This window comes from Rhodoglobus sp., assembly GCF_053580035.1.
This window is the reverse complement of record NZ_JBMDVL010000001.1, coordinates 1,095,377-1,113,245: the sequence shown is the minus strand read 5'-3', so window position 1 is coordinate 1,113,245 and position 17,869 is coordinate 1,095,377. Positions and strand designations below refer to the sequence as shown.

Genomic DNA, 17,869 nt, shown 5'->3' with positions numbered 1-17,869 from the left:
CATTAGGAGCAGTCATGATTACCGCACACCGTGGAAGCACTCTCAATACTTTGGGTTGGCAGCAGGAGGGCGCATTGCGCATGCTGCAGAACAATCTCGATCCTGAGGTTGCCGAGCATCCTGAAGATCTCGTTGTGTATGGGGGCACCGGTAAGGCGGCGCGCGACTGGCCAAGCTATCACGCCATCATTCGTTCGCTCACGACCCTCAAAGGCGATGAGACTCTGCTCGTTCAGTCGGGAAAGCCGGTTGGCGTCATGCAGACGCATGAGTGGGCGCCTCGAGTTCTTCTCGCTAACTCGAATCTGGTTGGCGATTGGGCGAACTGGGATGAGTTCCGCCGCCTTGAGCAGTTGGGGCTCACAATGTACGGCCAGATGACGGCGGGGTCTTGGATCTACATCGGCACGCAAGGCATCCTGCAGGGAACTTATGAAACGTTCTCGGCGGTCGCGGCGAAACGATTCGGTGGAACTTTGGCTGGCACGATTACTCTCACTGCTGGCCTCGGAGGCATGGGTGGCGCTCAGCCCCTCGCGGTAACCATGAACGATGGTGTTGCTATCTGTATCGATGTTGATCAGAGCCGCATCACGCGTCGCATTGATCATGGATACCTCGATGTGGAGGCGAAGTCACTCGCTCACGCGGTGGAGCTGGCGGTTGCTGCCCGCGATGCCAAGAAACCGTTGTCGATCGGTGTTCTCGCGAATGCGGCGGCGGCGGTGCCCGAGCTCCTTGCCATGGGTGCGCCCATCGATATCGTGACCGACCAGACGAGCGCTCACGACCCACTCGCCTATCTTCCGCTCGGCGTCGATTTCACTGACTGGGAGGATGCTCGCCGTGATCCGGGCTTCGCGCAGCGCTCGCGGGAGTCAATGGCCATCCATGTCGAGGGAATGGTCGGCTTCCAGCAGCAAGGAGCCGAAGTGTTCGACTACGGCAACAATCTCCGCACTGAAGCGCTCGCGGCGGGTTACGCGAACGCGTTTGCCTTTCCAGGTTTTGTGCCTGCCTATATTCGTCCCCTCTTCGCTGAGGGCAAGGGCCCGTTCCGTTGGGCGGCGCTCAGTGGCGAAGCCAGTGACATCCACAAGACGGATCAGGCGATTCTCAAGCTCTTCCCGGAAAACGAATCGTTGGCTCGCTGGATCAAGCTGGCGGGGGAGAGGGTGAAATTCCAGGGACTCCCTGCGCGTATCTGCTGGTTGGGTTATGGCGAGCGAGACAAGGCGGGACTTCTGTTTAACGAGATGGTGTCTTCTGGTGAATTGGCGGCGCCTCTCGCTATCGGGCGTGACCACCTCGATAGTGGTTCGGTCGCGTCGCCGTATCGCGAGACGGAAGCTATGAAGGACGGCTCGGATGCGATTGCCGACTGGCCGTTATTGAACGCGCTTGTTAACACCTCGTCTGGTGCCACGTGGGTGTCGATCCATCACGGAGGTGGAGTCGGTATTGGTCGATCGATTCACGCTGGCCAGGTGACGGTTGCTGACGGGACAGAACTCGCAGCACAGAAACTCGAAAGAGTGCTGACGAACGATCCGGGAATGGGCGTTATCCGTCACGTCGATGCTGGCTACGATGAAGCCATTGCTGTCGCTGACAATCTTGGCGTGCGCATCCCGATGACGGAAGGTGACAATGCTCAACTCTGATCCGCTCTGGCCGCGTGCGGGGGGCTGGCCTTCGCCGGTTGATGAAGAGTGGGCGGATGTCGCGCTCATTGGTATGCCGACGTCGCGCACGTCACTCTCGCCGACGCAGGCGCATACGACTCCTGCTGCGGTGCGTGAACTGTTGTGTCGCTATGCAGCGCTGACTGAGCTCCGCATCGTGGATGTGGGTAATGTGCGCGAGCCGGATCTCAACGAGCAGGGGGCGATCGATGCGGTCGCGGCGTTGCGGGCAGACTTCGTAATCGCGTTGGGGGGCGACAATGCGACGACTGTGCCGACGGCGCTGGGGCGGTGGGGTGATGCTGTTGATACTGCTGGTCTCATCACTCTTGACGCTCACTATGATTTGCGCGATGGCACCACCAATGGTTCTCCTGTGCGGCGTTTGCTGGAGGCTGGCCTTGATGGGCGTCGTGTTGTTCAAATCGGCATCGAGCCTTTGGCGAACTCGCTCGCGTATGCCGAGCGTGCTCGCGATGCCGGTATTGCGGTAATCACGCGTGATGAACTGCGGGTGCGGTCTATGGAAGATGTGATGGCTCAGGCGCTAGAAATTGCTGGGGCCGGTGGTGGCCCGATCCATGTGGACTTTGATGTGGATGTGTGCGATCGCGCTGTAGCTCCGGCGTGCCCAGCATCGGTTCCTGGGGGTATTTCGGCGATTGAGTTGCGCGCTGCGGCTCGAATCGCGGGCGCTCACTCTGCGGTCTCATCGATTGACCTCGTTGAAGTGGATGCCGCTTCCGACTCGGCAGATGAACGAACGGTGCGTTTGGTCGCGCTCTGTGTTCTTGAGGCGATTTCGGGCGTTGCGTTGCGATGACCGCGACCACCGGCATCCCGCTCCCTAACGCTGCACCGCGCAGCACAGTGATTGACAACATTGGCGTTCTGCTGACTCATGACGTTGAGCGGCCAGAGTTGACCGATGCTGCGATCGTTTTTGAGAATGGTCGCGTTGCGTGGTGGGGTGCGTCTGCAGCGGCACCAACTGCGGATGTCCGGGTCGATGCCGGGGGCGGGTGCGTGCTGCCTGGTTTCGTCGATAGTCATAGTCACTTGATGTTTGCCGGGGATCGTTCGGACGAGTTTGAGGCGCGGATGGCGGGGCGCCGGTATGAGGCTGGCGGGATTCGTCGCACTGTTGCACTTTCCCGTGACGCCAGTGACGCCGAGCTTCTCGCGAATGCGGCGAAGTTGGTTGCAGAGATGCGCCGTCAGGGGACAACGACGGCAGAGATCAAGAGTGGTTATGGTTTGAGCGTGCACGATGAGGCGCGGATGTTGCGTCTCGCCTCTACGCTCACGTCGGAGACAACGTTCTTGGGAGCTCACGTTGTGCCTACGGAGTTTGCTGATGATCGTGCCGCTTACGTGCGGCTGGTCGTTGGGGAGATGCTCAATGCTTGTGCGCCGTATTCACGTTGGATCGACGTGTTCTGTGACAACGGGGCCTTCACTGAAGAAGAGACGCGCACCATCATCGGCGCTGGGCAGGCGCGTGGGCTTGGTGCACGACTTCATGGCGCACAGCTTGGTGAGTCCGGCGCTGTGCAGCTTGCCGTTGAGTTGGGGGCGGCAAGTGTCGACCACTGCACGTATCTCAGCGATGCTGATGTTGATGCGCTCGCTGGCAGCAACACAGTGGCTGGAGTGCTGCCCGGGGTGGAGTTCTCAACGAAGCACCCCTTTGTGGATGCGCGGCGTCTCCTTGACGCCGGAGTGACGGTTGCTCTGGCCAGTGATTGCAATCCGGGTTCCAGTTTCACGTCATCCATCCCGTTCTGTATAGCGCTCGCGGTGCGAGACATGGGGATGACATCTCTCGAGGCGGTTACGGCGGCCACGATGGGAGGTGCCCGTTCTTTGCGCCTCGACGATGTCGGGCATTTGGCGTTGGGTGCCCGCGCAAATGCTCAAATTCTGGATGCTCCGAACTATCGTCATTTAGCCTATCGTCCCGGTGTTCCGCTGGTCGCGAGCATCTTTGTGGATGGCGTGCACGAGCTGGTGAAGCGCCCTCACTAAATAGGTGCACAATTCCGACACGCCCGGGTTGCAGCAAATGCCCGGATGTGACAGACTCTTCTAGTTCAACATTTCGCCACCTCGTGTGTGCGAATCACTCCCAGGCAGTGCATAGTTCCACAAGGTGTGCCTTACGCAGAGCGTGAGTCATGCAAGGTGTAGTAGCTAGGCCGCGGGGAGCAGAACCAAGCTTAACCAACTCCCCACAACCTCTCGAAAGAGAACATCGTCTTGAGAAAGATGATTTGCGGGGAAAGTGTGTGCCGGCTAGCCAGCACATTCTCCTCGCATTTACGCGAGTTGGTACTACGAGCAGCGACAGCAAGAACTTGACAGATAAATAGTGGTGCGAAAGCAGAAGTGCTGAGCGTCTTCGGGTGGCAACATCCGGCGTCGAACAGCCCAGGTGCACGCAGTGCAGCCAAAGTACTAAGGGAAGAGAGCCAGTCATGGCGGGACAAAAGATCCGCATTCGACTTAAGTCGTACGACCACGAGGTCATCGACTCGTCGGCACGCAAAATTGTTGACACGGTTACCCGCGCGGGTGCCACGGTAGTAGGCCCAGTGCCTCTGCCCACCGAGAAGAACGTGATTGCGGTCATCCGTTCTCCCCACAAGTACAAGGACAGCCGCGAGCACTTCGAGAAGCGCACCCACAAGCGGCTCATCGACATCATCGACCCGACGCCCAAGGCTGTGGATTCGCTTATGCGTCTCGACCTGCCGGCCGACGTCAACATCGAGATCAAGCTTTAGCTCGCGCAGTTATTGAGCGACAGAGCCGATAAGGAAAATAATGTCTATAACTAAGACGACTAAGGGTCTGCTGGGCAAGAAGCTCGGTATGACTCAGGTTTGGGACGAGAACAACAAGCTCGTTCCCGTGACTGTTGTCGAAATCACCCCGAACGTTGTTACGCAGCTGCGTACGCCCGAGGTTGATGGATACAGTGCAGTTCAGATCGCGTACGGCCAGATTGACCCTCGTAAGGTCAACAAGCCGCTCACCGGTCACTTCGACAAGGCTGGCGTTACGCCTCGCCGTCACATCACCGAGATTCGCACCCCTGACGCCGCGGAGTACACCGTTGGTCAGGAGCTCGCGGTCGACATCTTCACCCCAGGCTCGAAGGTCGACGTTGTCGGCACGAGCAAGGGTAAGGGTTTCGCCGGTGTTATGAAGCGTCACAACTTCAAGGGTGTATCTGCGAGCCACGGTTCGCACCGCAACCACCGCAAGCCTGGTTCCATTGGTGCCTCGTCGACCCCCAGCCGTGTCTTCAAGGGCATGCGCATGGCCGGTCGTATGGGTGGTGACCGTGTAACGGTTATGAACCTCGCCGTCCACGCGATCGACCTTGAGAAGGGACTCGTGCTCATCAAGGGCGCCGTTCCCGGAGCTCGCGGTCGCATCGTCTTCGTCCGCAACGCAGTGAAGGGGGCGTAGTACACATGGCTACCTCCATCGACGTCATCGACGCCAAGGGCAAGAAGGTCGACTCTGTTGAGCTTCCCGCCGAAATCTTCGACGTGCAGACCAACGTTCCCCTCATCCACCAAGTTGTTGTCGCTCAGCGCGCAGCAGCACGTCAGGGTACGCACAACACCCTGCGTCGCGGTGAAGTTTCGGGTTCAGGTCGCAAGCCGTTCAAGCAGAAGGGAACCGGTCGCGCTCGTCAGGGCTCGATCCGTGCTCCTCAGATGAAGGGTGGTGGAATCGTTCACGGTCCACACCCGCGTGATTACTCACAGCGCACCCCCAAGAAGATGATTGCTGCAGCACTCCGCGGCACATTGTCCGACCGGGCTCGCGGTGAGCGCATTCACGTCATCGACGCTCTGTCCGTAGACAACAAGCCTTCGACGAAGACTGTTTCGGCACTGCTCACGAGCATCGCTCCGAGCAAGAACGTTCTCGTCGTGCTTCAGCGCGAAGATGCGATCAGCCTCAAGAGCATTCGTAACCTCGACTCGGTTCACGTTTTGTCCTACGACCAGCTCAACGCCTACGACGTCGTCGTCAGCGACGACATCGTGTTCAGCAAGGGCGCTTTCGACGCGTTCGTTGCGTTCAACACCAAGTCTTCGAACAAGGAAGAGGTCAGCGCATGACCGTCACGTACAAGGACCCACGCGACATCATCATCGCTCCCGTGGTTTCCGAGAAGAGCTACAACCTGATCGACATGGGTAAGTACACCTTCGAGGTAGACCCCCGTGCGAACAAGACCGAGATCAAGCTCGCTATTGAGAAGATCTTCAGCGTCAAGGTCGATTCGGTCAACACGTTGAACCGCACGGGCAAGACCCGTCGTACCCGTTTCGGTATGGGCAAGCGCAAGGACACCAAGCGCGCCATCGTCACGCTCAAGTCCGGTTCCATCGACATCTTCACCGCTGTCGGCTAGGGACCAAGGAGAAACTAATGGCTATTCGCAAGTACAAGCCCACGACGCCTGGTCGTCGTGGATCCTCGGTTGCAGACTTTGCTGAGATCACCCGTTCGACCCCAGAGAAGTCGCTTCTGCGCCCTCTGCCGAAGACTGGTGGCCGCAACAACGCAGGTCGCATCACGAGCCGTCACGTTGGTGGTGGCCACAAGCGCCAGTACCGCGTCATCGACTTCAAGCGCAACGACAAAGACGGCGTAAACGCCCGCGTTGCTGAGATCGAGTACGACCCCAACCGCACCGCACGTATCGCACTGCTTCACTTTGTTGATGGCACAAAGCGCTACATCATTGCGCCTAACAAGCTCAAGCAGGGCGACATCATCGAGTCGGGTGCCGGTGCTGACATCAAGCCAGGCAACAACCTGCCGATGAAGAACATCCCCGTGGGTACGGTCATTCACATGATCGAGCTTCGCCCCGGTGGTGGCGCCAAGATGGCCCGCTCCGCTGGTGCATCTGTTCGACTCGTTGCAAAAGAAGGCCCCTACGCGCAGCTGCGTTTGCCTTCCGGAGAAATCCGCAACGTTGACGTTCGTTGCCGTGCAACGATCGGCGAGGTCGGCAATGCCGAGCAGTCGAACATCAACTGGGGTAAGGCCGGCCGTATGCGCTGGAAGGGTGTCCGCCCAACAGTGCGTGGTGTCGCCATGAACCCCGTCGACCACCCCCACGGTGGTGGTGAGGGTAAGACGTCCGGTGGACGTCACCCCGTTTCCCCTTGGGGCCAGGCAGAGGGGCGCACTCGTAAGCGCAAACTGCCCAGTGACAAGCTCATCGTTCGCCGCCGCAATGTCGGCAAGAAGCGCAAGTAGTAGGAGAGTCAGAAGATGCCACGCAGTCTGAAGAAGGGCCCCTTCGTCGACGACCACCTCCTACAAAAGGTTGTCAAGGCGAACGAAGCCAAGAGCAAGAACGTAATCAAGACCTGGTCGCGCCGCTCAATGATCGTTCCAGCAATGCTGGGTCACACGATCGCGGTTCACGATGGTCGCAAGCACATTCCGGTATTCATCACGGAAACCATGGTTGGTCACAAGCTCGGCGAGTTCTCGCCGACACGTACCTTCCGCGGACACGTGAAGGACGACAAGAAGGGTCGTCGCCGCTAACGCGGTGGCGTAGGAGGTAGAGAAATGGTGGAGTCGATCGCACGTGTGCGTCACATCCGCGTGACCCCTATGAAGGCTCGTCGCGTTGTCAACATGATCCGCGGCAAGCAAGCACAGGAAGCATTGGCTATTTTGAAGTTCGCACCTCAGGGTGCTAGCGAGCCGGTGTACAAGCTTGTTGCGTCTGCAATCGCCAACGCGCGAGTCAAGGCAGATGCAGCAAACAGCTACTTGGACGAGCAGGATCTGATCATCTCGAAGGCGTTTGTCGATGATGGAGCCACGTTGAAGCGTTTCCAGCCGCGTGCCCAGGGCCGTGCGTTCCAGATTTTGAAGCGCACCAGCCACATCACGATTGTTCTGGCCACGCCAGACCACGTCGTTGAAGCCAAGGCCGACAAGGCAGGGAAGAAGTAATGGGACAGAAGGTAAACCCCTACGGTTTCCGTCTAGGAATCACCACCGACCACGTGTCGCGTTGGTTCTCTGACAGCACCAAGCCGGGTCAGCGTTACAGCGACTACGTGGCAGAGGATGTAAAAATCCGCAATCTGCTCAAGTCGAACCTCGACCGCGCAGGTGTTGCTCGCATTGAAATCGAGCGCACCCGTGACCGCGTTCGCGTAGACATTCACACTGCCCGTCCGGGCATTGTGATCGGTCGCCGCGGCGCCGAGGCAGAGCGTATTCGTGGAGAGCTCGAAAAGCTCTCCGGTAAGCAGATTCAGCTAAACATCCTCGAGGTCAAGAACCCCGAGGCTGAAGCTCAGCTCGTTGCACAGGGAATCGCCGAGCAGCTCGCTGCTCGTGTCGCTTTCCGTCGTGCAATGCGCAAGGGTCTTCAGGGCGCCCAGCGCGTTGGTTCGGTCAAGGGTGTTCGCATCCAGGTATCGGGTCGTTTGGGTGGCGCAGAAATGAGCCGCTCAGAGTACTACCGCGAAGGACGCGTTCCGCTGCACACGCTGCGCGCAAACATCGACTACGGCTTCTACGAGGCTAAGACCACGTTCGGTCGTATCGGTGTCAAGGTGTGGGTCTACAAGGGCGACATCACCAACAAGGAGCTCGCTCGCGAGCAGGCTAACCAGAAGTCGTCGCGTCCAGAGCGTCGCGATGGTGGCGACCGTGGCGGTCGTCGCACCGGTGGCCCTTCGTCCGCACCGAAAGCTGAAGCACCCAAGGCAGAAGCCCCCAAGGCCGACGCACCGGTTGCAGCAGGAGTTGAGGCATAACAATGTTGATTCCGCGTAAGGTCAAGTACCGCAAGCAGCACCACCCCTCCCGTAGCGGCCACGCTACCGGTGGAACCACGGTGTCGTTCGGCGAGTACGGAATTCAGGCTCTGACGCCGGCATACGTAACGAACCGCCAAATTGAGGCAGCTCGTATCGCTATGACGCGTCACATCAAGCGTGGTGGAAAGGTGTGGATTAACATCTACCCCGACCGCCCGCTCACCAAAAAGCCCGCCGAAACCCGCATGGGTTCCGGTAAGGGTTCGCCCGAGTGGTGGGTCGCCAACGTCAAGCCAGGTCGCGTGCTCTTCGAGCTCAGCGGCGTGGACGAGACGACTGCGCGCGAAGCACTCACTCGTGCTATTCACAAGCTGCCCCTCAAGGCACGCATCATCAAGCGCGAGGAGGGCGACGCATAATGGCGATCGGATCCAAGGAGCTAGCCCCAGTCGAGCTAGACACTTTTGAAGACGAACGATTGATTGACGAGCTGAAGAAGGCGAAGGAAGAACTTTTCAACCTTCGTTTCCAGGCCGCAACCGGTCAACTGGAAAGCCACGGACGTATTCGCGCTGTCAAGCGCGACATCGCTCGCATCTACACGGTTATCCGTGAGCGCGAGCTGGGCATCCGTGCAACTCCTGCTGCTATCGAGGCTCCTGCCAAGGAGACCAAGAAGCGTAGCACCAAGAAGGCAGTCGCAGCGGATGAAACCGCAGCAGACGCCACTGACGAGACGAAGGAGGCGTAGTCATGGCCAAAGTTGAAGACAAGAAGACCGCGGAGACCGCCGAGGTCGCTCGTGGGTACCGTAAGACCCGTCGCGGAATCGTAACGAGCGACAAGATGGACAAGACCATCGTTGTCATCGTTGAAGACCGCGTAAAGCACCCGTTGTACGGCAAGGTCATCCGCCGTAACTCCAAGGTGAAGGTTCACGACGAGGCCAATGTGGCCGGCGTCGGTGACTCCGTTCTAATCAGCGAGACCCGTCCGCTCAGCGCCACGAAGCGCTGGCGTCTGGTCGAGATCCTCGAAAAGGCTAAGTAATGCTTCAGCAGGAATCCCGAGTAAAGGTTGCCGATAACACCGGCGCCAAGGAGCTCCTCACGATTCGCGTTCTCGGTGGCTCAGGCCGTCGTTACGCAGGTCTCGGCGATGTCATTGTGGCAACCGTAAAAGACGCGATTCCTGGCGGAAACGTCAAGAAGGGTGAGGTCGTCAAGGCCGTCATCGTTCGCGTCATCAAGCAGACTCGTCGTTCAGACGGTTCATACATCAAGTTTGATGAGAACGCAGCCGTAATCCTTAAGTCTGAGGGTGGAGACCCCCGCGGTACTCGTATCTTCGGACCGGTCGGCCGTGAACTTCGTGACAAGAAGTTCATGAAGATCATCTCTCTCGCACCGGAGGTGCTGTAGTTATGGCAAAGATTCGCAAGGGTGACCTCGTACAGGTCATCAGCGGCCCGACCGAAGAACGTGGCGGAAGCCGCGGCAAGCAGGGTCGCGTTATCCGTGTAATCGCTGGAAAAGACCGCGTCGTCGTGGAGGGTGTCAACTTCGTCACCAAGCACGTCAAGGTTGGTCAGACTCAGCGTGGCACCAAGACCGGTGGTATCGAGACGATGGAGGCACCGATTCACGTGTCCAACATTGCTCTCGTTGACCCCGAGACCAAGCTCCCGGCTCGTGTTGGCTTCACTGTTGGCACCGATGACCGTGGAAAGACCACACGCGAGCGCTTCTTCAAGAAGTCGCGCCGCGTAGAGACCAAGAAGTCGAAGGCAGCTAAGGCTGAGCCCAAGGCTTCGACGAAGGATGCCGAGAAGGCAACCGAGAAGGACGCAGACTAATGACGACGACTGCACCTGCAGCTGGCAAAATCCAGCCGCGCCTTAAGCAGAAGTACCGCACTGAAATTGCGGCGCAGCTCAAGAAGGATCTTGGATTCACCAACGTGCACCAGATTCCGGGGATCGTTAAGGTCGTCGTGAACACTGGTGTCGGTGAAGCTGCTCGCGATGGAAAGATCATCGATGGGGCCGTCAAGGACCTCACTGCGATCACCGGTCAGAAGCCGTATGTAACTAGCGCACGCAAGTCGATCGCTCAGTTCAAGCTTCGTGAAGGACAGCCCATTGGCGCACACGTTACCCTTCGTGGTGACCGCGCTTGGGAGTTCCTTGACCGCCTGATCTCGCTTGCTCTTCCCCGTATCCGCGACTTCCGCGGCCTCTCGGACAAGCAGTTCGATGGCAACGGTAACTACACGTTCGGCCTCACGGAGCAGTCAATGTTCCACGAGATCGATCAGGACAAGATTGACCGCGTTCGTGGTTTCGACATCACAATCGTTACCACTGCAAAGAACAACGAAGAGGGCCGTGCGCTGTTGAAGGCACTCGGATTCCCGTTCCGTTCAGCAGAGAACGCATCTAACTAACCACGTATCACCAATCGACCAGGTCGGCCTTCGTGTAACGGATGCCGAAACCAGTTGAGACAGGAAACAACATAATGACAATGACAGATCCGGTCGCTGACATGCTGACCAGACTGCGCAACGCCAATTCGGCGCACCACGACAGCGTTTCAATGCCTAACAGCAAGCTGAAGTCGCGCCTGGCTGAAATGCTCAAAGCAGAGGGATACATCCTCAGCTTCAGCACCGAGGACGCCCGCGTGGGCCAGACCCTCACGATCGAACTCAAGTACAGCCCCACTCGCGAGCGTTCCATCAAGGGAATCAAGCGCGTTTCGAAGCCTGGCCTTCGTGTATACGCTCGCTCAACCGAAATCCCCAAGGTTCTTGGCGGACTCGGCGTGGCAATTTTGTCCACCTCCTCTGGTCTTCTGACCGACAAAGAGGCGACTAAGAAGGGCGTAGGTGGGGAAGTCCTCGCTTACGTGTGGTAACTCAAAATGTCACGAATCGGAAGACTTCCTATTGATGTCCCCGCTGGTGTCACAATCACCATCGATGGACAAAACGTCGCGGTAAAGGGCCCGAAGGGTGAGCTTGCGCTCACCGTCAAGGCTCCCATCGCTGTAGCGCTTGAAGAGGGCCAGGTTCTCGTAACCCGTCCCAACGACGAGCGCGAATCGCGTTCGCTTCACGGCCTCACCCGTACGCTGATCGCTAACCAGATCGTTGGTGTCACCGACGGTTACACCAAGGGCCTTGAGGTTGTTGGTACTGGTTACCGTGTTACGGCAAAGGGCAGCTCAGTTGAGTTTGCTCTCGGGTACTCGCACTCGATCACCGTTGACCCGCCCGCAGGCATTAGCTTCGCGGTCGAGGGAAACAACAAACTAGTTGTCAGCGGCATCGACAAGCAGGCGGTTGGCGAAGTAGCAGCCAACATTCGTAAATTGCGCAAGCCAGAGCCTTACAAGGGCAAGGGTGTGCGCTACGCCGGCGAAGTTGTTCGTCGCAAGGCCGGAAAGAGTGGTAAGTAGACATGGCTCTCGGAACCAGAGGTAAGAGCAAGTCGGCCGCTAAGGGCCGCAGGCACGCACGTCTCCGCAAGAAGGTCGTGGGCACTGAGGTGCGCCCCCGTCTCGTGGTTACGCGTTCAGCGCGTCACGTATTCGTTCAGGTTGTGGATGACTCCAAGGGAGTCACCGTAGCCTCAGCTTCGACCATGGAGTCGGACATGCGTACGTTTGACGGCGACAAGACCGCTAAGGCACGCAAGATCGGTGAAATGGTCGCCGCGCGCGCCAAGGATGCCGGCGTTGACGCTGTCGTATTTGATCGTGGTGGAAGCCGCTACGCAGGTCGCGTTGCAGCTGTCGCCGACGGAGCGCGAGAGGGTGGATTGAACCTGTGAGCGACAACGTGGACAACAAGACAACTAACAAGGAGCAGGCCGTGGCCGCTGAGGCGACTAGCGCCATCTCCGTACCTGAGGTCGTCGTAGACGCCCCAGCAACCGACGTCACAAGCGAGCCTCGCGAGGCTCGTCGTGGCGGCCGTGAGCGTGGCCCCGACCGTGGTGGTCGTGGCGGAAACAACAGCCGCGACAACGACAAGAACCAGTTCCTGGAGCGCGTCGTCACCATCAACCGTGTATCGAAGGTCGTCAAGGGTGGTCGTCGCTTTAGCTTCACCGCGCTCGTCGTCGTCGGTGACGGAAATGGCATGGTTGGTGTCGGTTACGGCAAGGCTCGCGAGGTTCCTCTCGCGATTTCTAAGGGCGTTGAAGAGGCGAAGAAGAACTTCTTCCGCGTTCCTCGCGTCGCCGCATCGATTCCTCACTCGGTCCAGGGAGAGGCTGCTGCAGGCGTAGTTCTGCTGCGTCCCGCATCCGCTGGTACCGGTGTTATCGCCGGTGGTCCCGTTCGCGCCGTACTCGAGTGCGCCGGAATTCACGACGTTCTCAGCAAGTCGCTCGGTTCCTCGAACACGATCAACATCGTTCACGCTACGGTCGCAGCACTCAAGCAGCTCGAAGAGCCTCGCTCGGTAGCCGCTCGTCGTGGCCTCGATGCAGAACACGTTATCCCGGCACGCTTGCTGCGCGCCGAGGCTGAAGCTAAGGCAGGTGTCTGATGGCTGGTCGCCTGAAGGTAACCCAGATCAAGTCCAAAATTAGTGAGAAGCAGAACCAACGCGACACGCTGCGCAGCCTCGGGCTCAAGCGCATCGGATCCGTTGTTGTGCGCGAGGACAACTCGCAGAACCGTGGTTACGTCAACACGGTTGCTCACCTTGTCAAGGTCGAGGAGATTGACTAATGGCTGACGAGAAAGAAACTCCAAAGAAGGCCGCAGCCCCCAAGGCTGCTGCCACCAAGAAGGCTGCACCTGCGAAGGCAACGACAGCTAAGGCTGCACCTGCCAAGGCAACGACAGCTAAGGCTGCACCTGCGAAGGCTGCAACCAAGGCTCCTGCTGCAAAGTCCTCGACCGCTAAGACGACGTCGAGTGACAATGTGGCAAGTCGCCCGCAGGTTCTGAAGATGCACCACCTCCGTCCCGCTGCCGGTGCTAAGAAAGACCGCATGCGAGTCGGCCGTGGTGAAGGCTCCAAGGGTAAGACCGCGGGCCGTGGAACCAAGGGAACCAAGGCGCGCTACAACATGCGTGTTGGTTTCGAAGGTGGAAACATCAACTTCGTAATGCGTGCACCTAAGCTGCGCGGATTCAAGAACCCGTTCCGCGTTGAATACCAGGTTGTAAACCTTGAGAAGCTCGCGGAACTTTACCCCAAGGGTGGCGATGTAACCATCGCTGATCTCGTGTCCAAGGGCGCCGTTCGCAAGAACGAAAAGGTCAAGGTTCTTGGTCAGGGTGATATTGCGGTTAAGCTGAATGTTGCAGTTGACAAAGTCTCCGGCTCAGCAGAGCAGAAGATTGTTGCGGCCGGCGGTTCGGTTCAGTAACTGTCACTGCGCGAGACGTTAGTGTCGCGCTGGTCACACCGGTGACCAAAGCAGACAGGATGGGTGGGGAATCCCGCATAGGGGTTCCCCATTCGCCCGCAGTACATAGATAATCGGAGGCCTTGTGTTTAAAGCTGTCGCGCGGATTGTTCGCACGCCTGACCTTCGCAGGAAGATCGGGTTCACACTAGGCATCATTGCGCTGTTTAGGCTTGGCTCCTTCATCCCAGCGCCGTTCGTCGACTTTGGCAATGTTCAGCTGTGTCTTGCAGCTAACTCGTCCAGTGGCGGACTGTATGACCTCATCAACCTCTTCAGTGGTGGGGCGCTCCTTCAACTTTCCGTATTTGCGCTCGGAATCATGCCGTACATCACGGCATCGATCATCGTGCAACTACTGCGTGTGGTAATCCCACACTTCGAGACTCTTCACAAAGAGGGTCAGTCTGGCCAGTCAACACTGACCCAGTACACGCGTTACCTCACCATTGCTCTCGCAATCCTTCAGTCAACGACGCTGATCACGGTTGCCAGAAGTGGCGCACTCTTCCAGTCAGCCGGTGTTGCTGAATGTAGCCAACTGATCACCAACGACGCGTGGTACGCCATCCTGCTCATGGTCATCACGATGACCGCCGGCACCGGCCTCATTATGTGGATGGGTGAATTGGTCACCGAACGTGGAATCGGTAACGGAATGTCGTTGCTGATCTTCACCTCGATCGCTGCAACCTTCCCGAGCGCGCTCTGGGGCATCTACGTCAGCAGCGGAATCGAAATCTTCGTTCTCGTGCTGCTGATGGGCATTCTCATCATGGGCGCAGTCGTGTTTGTTGAACAATCGCAGCGACGCATTCCCGTTCAGTATGCAAAGCGCATGGTCGGCCGACGCACCTACGGCGGCAACAACACGTACATTCCGATCAAGGTCAACATGGCCGGCGTGATCCCCGTGATCTTCGCCTCCTCGCTGTTGTACCTGCCAGCATTGATCGCAAACTTCAACCAGCCACAAGCTGGTGAGACCTCTGCAGCATGGGTCGTCTGGATCCAGAACAACCTGGTATCCGGCGATAGCCCGATCTACATGGTCGGTTACTTCCTGCTGATCGTAGGCTTTACCTACTTCTACGTTGCTATTACATTCAACCCCGAAGAAGTTGCCGACAACATGAAGAAGTACGGCGGCTTCATCCCCGGTATTCGCGCTGGTCGACCGACCGCAGAATACCTCGACTACGTTTTGACTCGCGTTACTTTGCCTGGCTCGCTCTACTTGGGCCTAGTGGCAATGATTCCGTTGATCGCGTTCGTCGTCATCGGGGCCAACCAAAATTTCCCATTCGGCGGAGCAAGCATCCTGATTATCGTTGGTGTCGGTCTTGAGACCGTCAAGCAAATCGATTCGCAGTTGCAGCAGCGCCATTACGAAGGTTTGTTGCGTTGACACGACTCCTATTGATTGGCCCACCCGGCGCGGGCAAGGGCACGCAAGCAGCGCGTCTCGCTGAAATTTATGGAATCCCTGCAATTTCCACCGGTGACATTTTTCGCAGCAATGTGAAGAATGGCACCGAACTGGGAACCAAAGCGAAGGCATTCATGGATGCCGGCGATAACGTCCCTGATTCCCTCACAAACGAGCTCATCCGTAGCCGACTCGAAGAGGCCGATGCGCAAGACGGTTTCTTGCTCGATGGCTACCCGCGAACGACCGACCAGGTCCGTGAGCTTGACGCATTCTTGGCTAGCCATGGTGCTGCCCTCGACGTCGTCGTTGAGCTTGAAGCAGACCCAGAGGTCGTTGTCGATCGACTGCGTAAACGTGCGCTTGAACAGGGCCGCAGCGACGATACCGAAGCTGTCGTTCGTCATCGTCTTGAGGTCTACAGCGAGCAGACCGCGCCGCTGATCAAGGTATATGCCGCTCGCGACGTGCTCGTCACGATCGATGCACTTGGTGAGATCGATGCCGTCACTGCACGCATCACCGACGCTCTCATTGAGCGCGGAATCGTCGCGACAGACTCCTCGTCTCTCTAGTTCTCGAAACCGCCTAGTTCTCGAAACCGCCTAGTTCTCGATACCGCGCACTAGTTCGTCAATAAACGTTGGAAAGTCGACGGCCTTTCTGACGAGCTGCTGCACATAATCGCGATCCGAAAATACTGTCACGAACTGGTCGAACACTGTTTGGAAAGTTGTTCGGCCGGCGGCGCTAAACGCGATCAACGCGATCACATTCACGCGGTTCTCGCCCCACTGCATTGGTGTCTCGTTGATGACGATACTGATTGCGGTTCGATGGGCGTTCATCGTCATCGCGTGCGGAACCGCGAGAGCGTCCGTGAATGCAGTTGACGACATCCGTTCTCGTTCGATGGCTCCCGTGATGTAGTCGCGTTCTATGACGCCAGCTTCGATCATCCGGTTTCCGAGCGCTTCGATCATGGCCTCTTCGCTTGGGGCACTGAAATTTCGCAGGAATAGCGCCGGATCAAAGAAACGGAGAAGCTCATCGGTGAGGGCGCGACGACGACGCAACCTGCGCACCCGCCCGATGGTCTTTCGGATGCTGTCGACATCCGTTTCTGTCAGGAACGGCTGAATGAGCACAACGTTGTCGGCGAACGAGCGGAGGTCGATAGTCGTGAGCACGAGATCGGTAGACAGCTCGGCGAGATCCACGTCGGTGCGAGTGATCACGATGCGGAGTTGAAGCTCGTCTCCAAGAACAGTCTCGATTCGTTCACGAAGGATGACGTGAAGGTCGTGATAGTTGGGGCAGACGAGCGCCGCCGTCAGTCGGACCTCGCGCTTGGCCTGTCGCTCCAAATGTGATCCGACGTGAAGGGCGATATACGAGATCTCGTCATCGTGGATCGTGATTCGCTCGCTGCGTTGGACTTCCGCCGCGATAAAGACCGCCAACTCGTAAATCATGGGATAACTGGTCTTGATCGACCGAGTCATTGGATTTCGCGAATACGAGAGGTCTTGAGCGCGCAAGATTAGGTTGCGAACGTGAAGTGACAATCGCATGATGAAGTCGTCGTCGTCGAGGTCGACAAGGTACTCCTCGCCCACATGGTGCACGGTTCGGCGAATCCGAGTGATGAGTTCTTCGAGATCGACATCGGAAGTTGAGCTTGCATCCGTGCCGCGGGTAATCACCCGCGTAGTGAGAAGGATCTCTATTTCGTTGAGTTCATCACGAGCGAGATTCACGGAGAAATGTGCCGCGATCAGGGCTCCGAGCTCGTTGGTGAACTCAGGTGCCGCATCGGCAAGTGCCGGGCTCGCTGGTGAGGTTCGATCTGCGGCAATGGCTACGTGAAGCAGCACATGATTAATGCCGTACTCATTTACGAAATAGCCGTGGGCGTCGAGAAGGTCGAGCAGTGAGGTTTTGAAGGCACGAAGGTCTGATGACTCAAATTCGCGCTGAATACTTGCAAGCTCTAAGAAACCTTGAGTGTCTTCGTGGCGGAACATCTTGCTCAGAAGTCGTCTCAGATTTGGCTCAGTGCCCGACAACACTACTAAGGCACCGCGTCGGATGAGCGAGAGACCCTCTTCGGTAACGACCGTCTTGATCTTGCGGAGATCCGCCTCGATCGTCGACTCACTCACAAAGAAACTATCTGCCAGAGCATGGATGTCGATGCCCTCAGGGGCATCACCAAGCCGTCGAACGAGGTGGTATTGGCGATCTCGAGGTCGTTCGGTGTCCCGATTGGATGCACTCTTGAGAAATTCCGCATAGTTATCGCGGTGCAGACGGTAGCCGGCTGTCGATGACTCGATGACTTCGAGGGGGAGCGCCGACGACTTAACCGCGGTGACGTAGCTGCGAACGCTGCGGGTGGTCACGCCGAGCTTGTCTGCGAGTTCGGCCGCAGTCACCCAACCCTCGGCCTGGGCGAGGTGTTCGATTAGTCGTGCATGGTTATCGAGCATCAGGTAAC

At 58.0% G+C, this 17,869-nt stretch carries 25 protein-coding genes and 1 pseudogene; 25 read left to right on the top strand and 1 reads right to left on the bottom strand.

The genetic code is table 11. From position 1 onward, the window contains the following. Nucleotides 1-14: 14 nt before the first annotated feature. The 25 genes and pseudogenes from hutU (at nucleotide 15) to ACOH1Z_RS05430 (ending at nucleotide 15,944) form a co-directional block, all read left to right on the top strand. Nucleotides 15-1,664 carry a urocanate hydratase gene (gene hutU, locus ACOH1Z_RS05550; RefSeq protein WP_449647448.1) on the top strand — a complete coding sequence of 550 codons (1,650 nt, stop codon included), beginning with the start codon at nucleotides 15-17 and terminating at the stop codon, nucleotides 1,662-1,664. Beyond that, the gene (locus tag ACOH1Z_RS05545) at nucleotides 1,651-2,508 is read left to right on the top strand and encodes an arginase family protein (protein ID WP_449647447.1); all 858 of its coding nucleotides are present in this window, start codon (nucleotides 1,651-1,653) and stop codon (nucleotides 2,506-2,508) included. Before hutU ends, ACOH1Z_RS05545 begins: the two co-directional genes overlap by 14 nt. Continuing rightward, nucleotides 2,505-3,713: an imidazolonepropionase gene (gene hutI, locus ACOH1Z_RS05540; RefSeq protein WP_449647446.1), complete on the top strand. Its 1,209-nt coding sequence runs from the start codon at nucleotides 2,505-2,507 to the stop codon at nucleotides 3,711-3,713. The genes ACOH1Z_RS05545 and hutI overlap by 4 nt, the downstream gene beginning before the upstream one ends. A 449-nt stretch (nucleotides 3,714-4,162) precedes the next feature. After that, complete coding sequence (rpsJ, locus tag ACOH1Z_RS05535; RefSeq protein WP_009773132.1) at nucleotides 4,163-4,471, top strand: 30S ribosomal protein S10; 309 nt, start codon at nucleotides 4,163-4,165, stop codon at nucleotides 4,469-4,471. Between the two features lie 40 nt (nucleotides 4,472-4,511). Continuing rightward, nucleotides 4,512-5,162, top strand: a complete 651-nt coding sequence (gene rplC / locus ACOH1Z_RS05530) for a 50S ribosomal protein L3 (protein ID WP_343922599.1) — start codon at nucleotides 4,512-4,514, stop codon at nucleotides 5,160-5,162. Between the two features lie 5 nt (nucleotides 5,163-5,167). Next, entirely contained in the window at nucleotides 5,168-5,827 is a 660-nt protein-coding gene (rplD, locus tag ACOH1Z_RS05525; RefSeq protein ID WP_449647445.1) for a 50S ribosomal protein L4, read from the top strand. Next, nucleotides 5,824-6,123: a 50S ribosomal protein L23 gene (gene rplW / locus ACOH1Z_RS05520; RefSeq protein ID WP_010203832.1), complete on the top strand. Its 300-nt coding sequence runs from the start codon at nucleotides 5,824-5,826 to the stop codon at nucleotides 6,121-6,123. Before rplD ends, rplW begins: the two co-directional genes overlap by 4 nt. A 17-nt stretch (nucleotides 6,124-6,140) precedes the next feature. Then, a complete protein-coding gene (rplB, locus tag ACOH1Z_RS05515; RefSeq protein WP_449647444.1) occupies nucleotides 6,141-6,980 on the top strand; it encodes a 50S ribosomal protein L2 in 840 nt (279 codons plus the stop codon). Between the two features lie 15 nt (nucleotides 6,981-6,995). Then, entirely contained in the window at nucleotides 6,996-7,277 is a 282-nt protein-coding gene (gene rpsS / locus ACOH1Z_RS05510; RefSeq protein WP_009773127.1) for a 30S ribosomal protein S19, read from the top strand. A 24-nt stretch (nucleotides 7,278-7,301) separates the two neighbouring features. Continuing rightward, complete coding sequence (gene rplV / locus ACOH1Z_RS05505; RefSeq protein WP_449647443.1) at nucleotides 7,302-7,694, top strand: 50S ribosomal protein L22; 393 nt, start codon at nucleotides 7,302-7,304, stop codon at nucleotides 7,692-7,694. After that, nucleotides 7,694-8,509 (top strand): 30S ribosomal protein S3, encoded by an 816-nt coding sequence (gene rpsC, locus ACOH1Z_RS05500; RefSeq protein ID WP_197106458.1) that lies wholly within the window; start codon nucleotides 7,694-7,696, stop codon nucleotides 8,507-8,509. The genes rplV and rpsC overlap by 1 nt, the downstream gene beginning before the upstream one ends. Nucleotides 8,510-8,511: 2 nt before the next feature. Then, on the top strand, nucleotides 8,512-8,931 hold the full coding sequence (gene rplP, locus ACOH1Z_RS05495; protein WP_009773124.1) for a 50S ribosomal protein L16: 420 nt from the start codon (nucleotides 8,512-8,514) through the stop codon (nucleotides 8,929-8,931). Then, a complete protein-coding gene (gene rpmC / locus ACOH1Z_RS05490) occupies nucleotides 8,931-9,263 on the top strand; it encodes a 50S ribosomal protein L29 (RefSeq protein WP_449647442.1) in 333 nt (110 codons plus the stop codon). The genes rplP and rpmC overlap by 1 nt, the downstream gene beginning before the upstream one ends. A gap of 2 nt (nucleotides 9,264-9,265) precedes the next feature. Next, nucleotides 9,266-9,562, top strand: coding sequence for a 30S ribosomal protein S17 (gene rpsQ, locus ACOH1Z_RS05485; RefSeq protein WP_449647441.1), 297 nt, complete (start codon nucleotides 9,266-9,268; stop codon nucleotides 9,560-9,562). Then, nucleotides 9,562-9,933, top strand: a complete 372-nt coding sequence (rplN, locus tag ACOH1Z_RS05480) for a 50S ribosomal protein L14 (protein ID WP_449647440.1) — start codon at nucleotides 9,562-9,564, stop codon at nucleotides 9,931-9,933. The genes rpsQ and rplN overlap by 1 nt, the downstream gene beginning before the upstream one ends. A 2-nt stretch (nucleotides 9,934-9,935) precedes the next feature. Continuing rightward, nucleotides 9,936-10,271 (top strand): annotated as a pseudogene (gene rplX, locus ACOH1Z_RS05475) (50S ribosomal protein L24); the annotation flags it as partial. A gap of 95 nt (nucleotides 10,272-10,366) precedes the next feature. Beyond that, nucleotides 10,367-10,957, top strand: a complete 591-nt coding sequence (rplE, locus tag ACOH1Z_RS05470) for a 50S ribosomal protein L5 (RefSeq protein WP_449647439.1) — start codon at nucleotides 10,367-10,369, stop codon at nucleotides 10,955-10,957. Nucleotides 10,958-11,031: 74 nt separating this feature from the next. Further along, nucleotides 11,032-11,430, top strand: coding sequence for a 30S ribosomal protein S8 (gene rpsH / locus ACOH1Z_RS05465; protein WP_449624131.1), 399 nt, complete (start codon nucleotides 11,032-11,034; stop codon nucleotides 11,428-11,430). Between the two features lie 6 nt (nucleotides 11,431-11,436). Further along, nucleotides 11,437-11,973 (top strand): 50S ribosomal protein L6, encoded by a 537-nt coding sequence (gene rplF / locus ACOH1Z_RS05460; protein WP_449647438.1) that lies wholly within the window; start codon nucleotides 11,437-11,439, stop codon nucleotides 11,971-11,973. 2 nt (nucleotides 11,974-11,975) lie between these two features. Next, the gene (gene rplR, locus ACOH1Z_RS05455) at nucleotides 11,976-12,347 is read left to right on the top strand and encodes a 50S ribosomal protein L18 (protein ID WP_449647437.1); all 372 of its coding nucleotides are present in this window, start codon (nucleotides 11,976-11,978) and stop codon (nucleotides 12,345-12,347) included. Beyond that, the gene (gene rpsE / locus ACOH1Z_RS05450) at nucleotides 12,344-13,069 is read left to right on the top strand and encodes a 30S ribosomal protein S5 (RefSeq protein WP_010203812.1); all 726 of its coding nucleotides are present in this window, start codon (nucleotides 12,344-12,346) and stop codon (nucleotides 13,067-13,069) included. The genes rplR and rpsE overlap by 4 nt, the downstream gene beginning before the upstream one ends. Beyond that, nucleotides 13,069-13,254: a 50S ribosomal protein L30 gene (gene rpmD / locus ACOH1Z_RS05445; protein WP_009773114.1), complete on the top strand. Its 186-nt coding sequence runs from the start codon at nucleotides 13,069-13,071 to the stop codon at nucleotides 13,252-13,254. Before rpsE ends, rpmD begins: the two co-directional genes overlap by 1 nt. Beyond that, nucleotides 13,254-13,901, top strand: coding sequence for a 50S ribosomal protein L15 (rplO, locus tag ACOH1Z_RS05440; protein WP_449647436.1), 648 nt, complete (start codon nucleotides 13,254-13,256; stop codon nucleotides 13,899-13,901). Before rpmD ends, rplO begins: the two co-directional genes overlap by 1 nt. Nucleotides 13,902-14,025: 124 nt before the next feature. After that, entirely contained in the window at nucleotides 14,026-15,348 is a 1,323-nt protein-coding gene (gene secY, locus ACOH1Z_RS05435; protein WP_449647435.1) for a preprotein translocase subunit SecY, read from the top strand. Beyond that, nucleotides 15,345-15,944: an adenylate kinase gene (locus ACOH1Z_RS05430; protein WP_449647434.1), complete on the top strand. Its 600-nt coding sequence runs from the start codon at nucleotides 15,345-15,347 to the stop codon at nucleotides 15,942-15,944. The genes secY and ACOH1Z_RS05430 overlap by 4 nt, the downstream gene beginning before the upstream one ends. A gap of 30 nt (nucleotides 15,945-15,974) precedes the next feature. Here ACOH1Z_RS05430 and ACOH1Z_RS05425 read toward each other — a convergent pair whose 3' ends face one another. Next, the gene (locus ACOH1Z_RS05425) at nucleotides 15,975-17,861 is read right to left on the bottom strand and encodes a BglG family transcription antiterminator (RefSeq protein ID WP_449647433.1); all 1,887 of its coding nucleotides are present in this window, start codon (nucleotides 17,859-17,861) and stop codon (nucleotides 15,975-15,977) included. Nucleotides 17,862-17,869 lie beyond the last annotated feature (8 nt).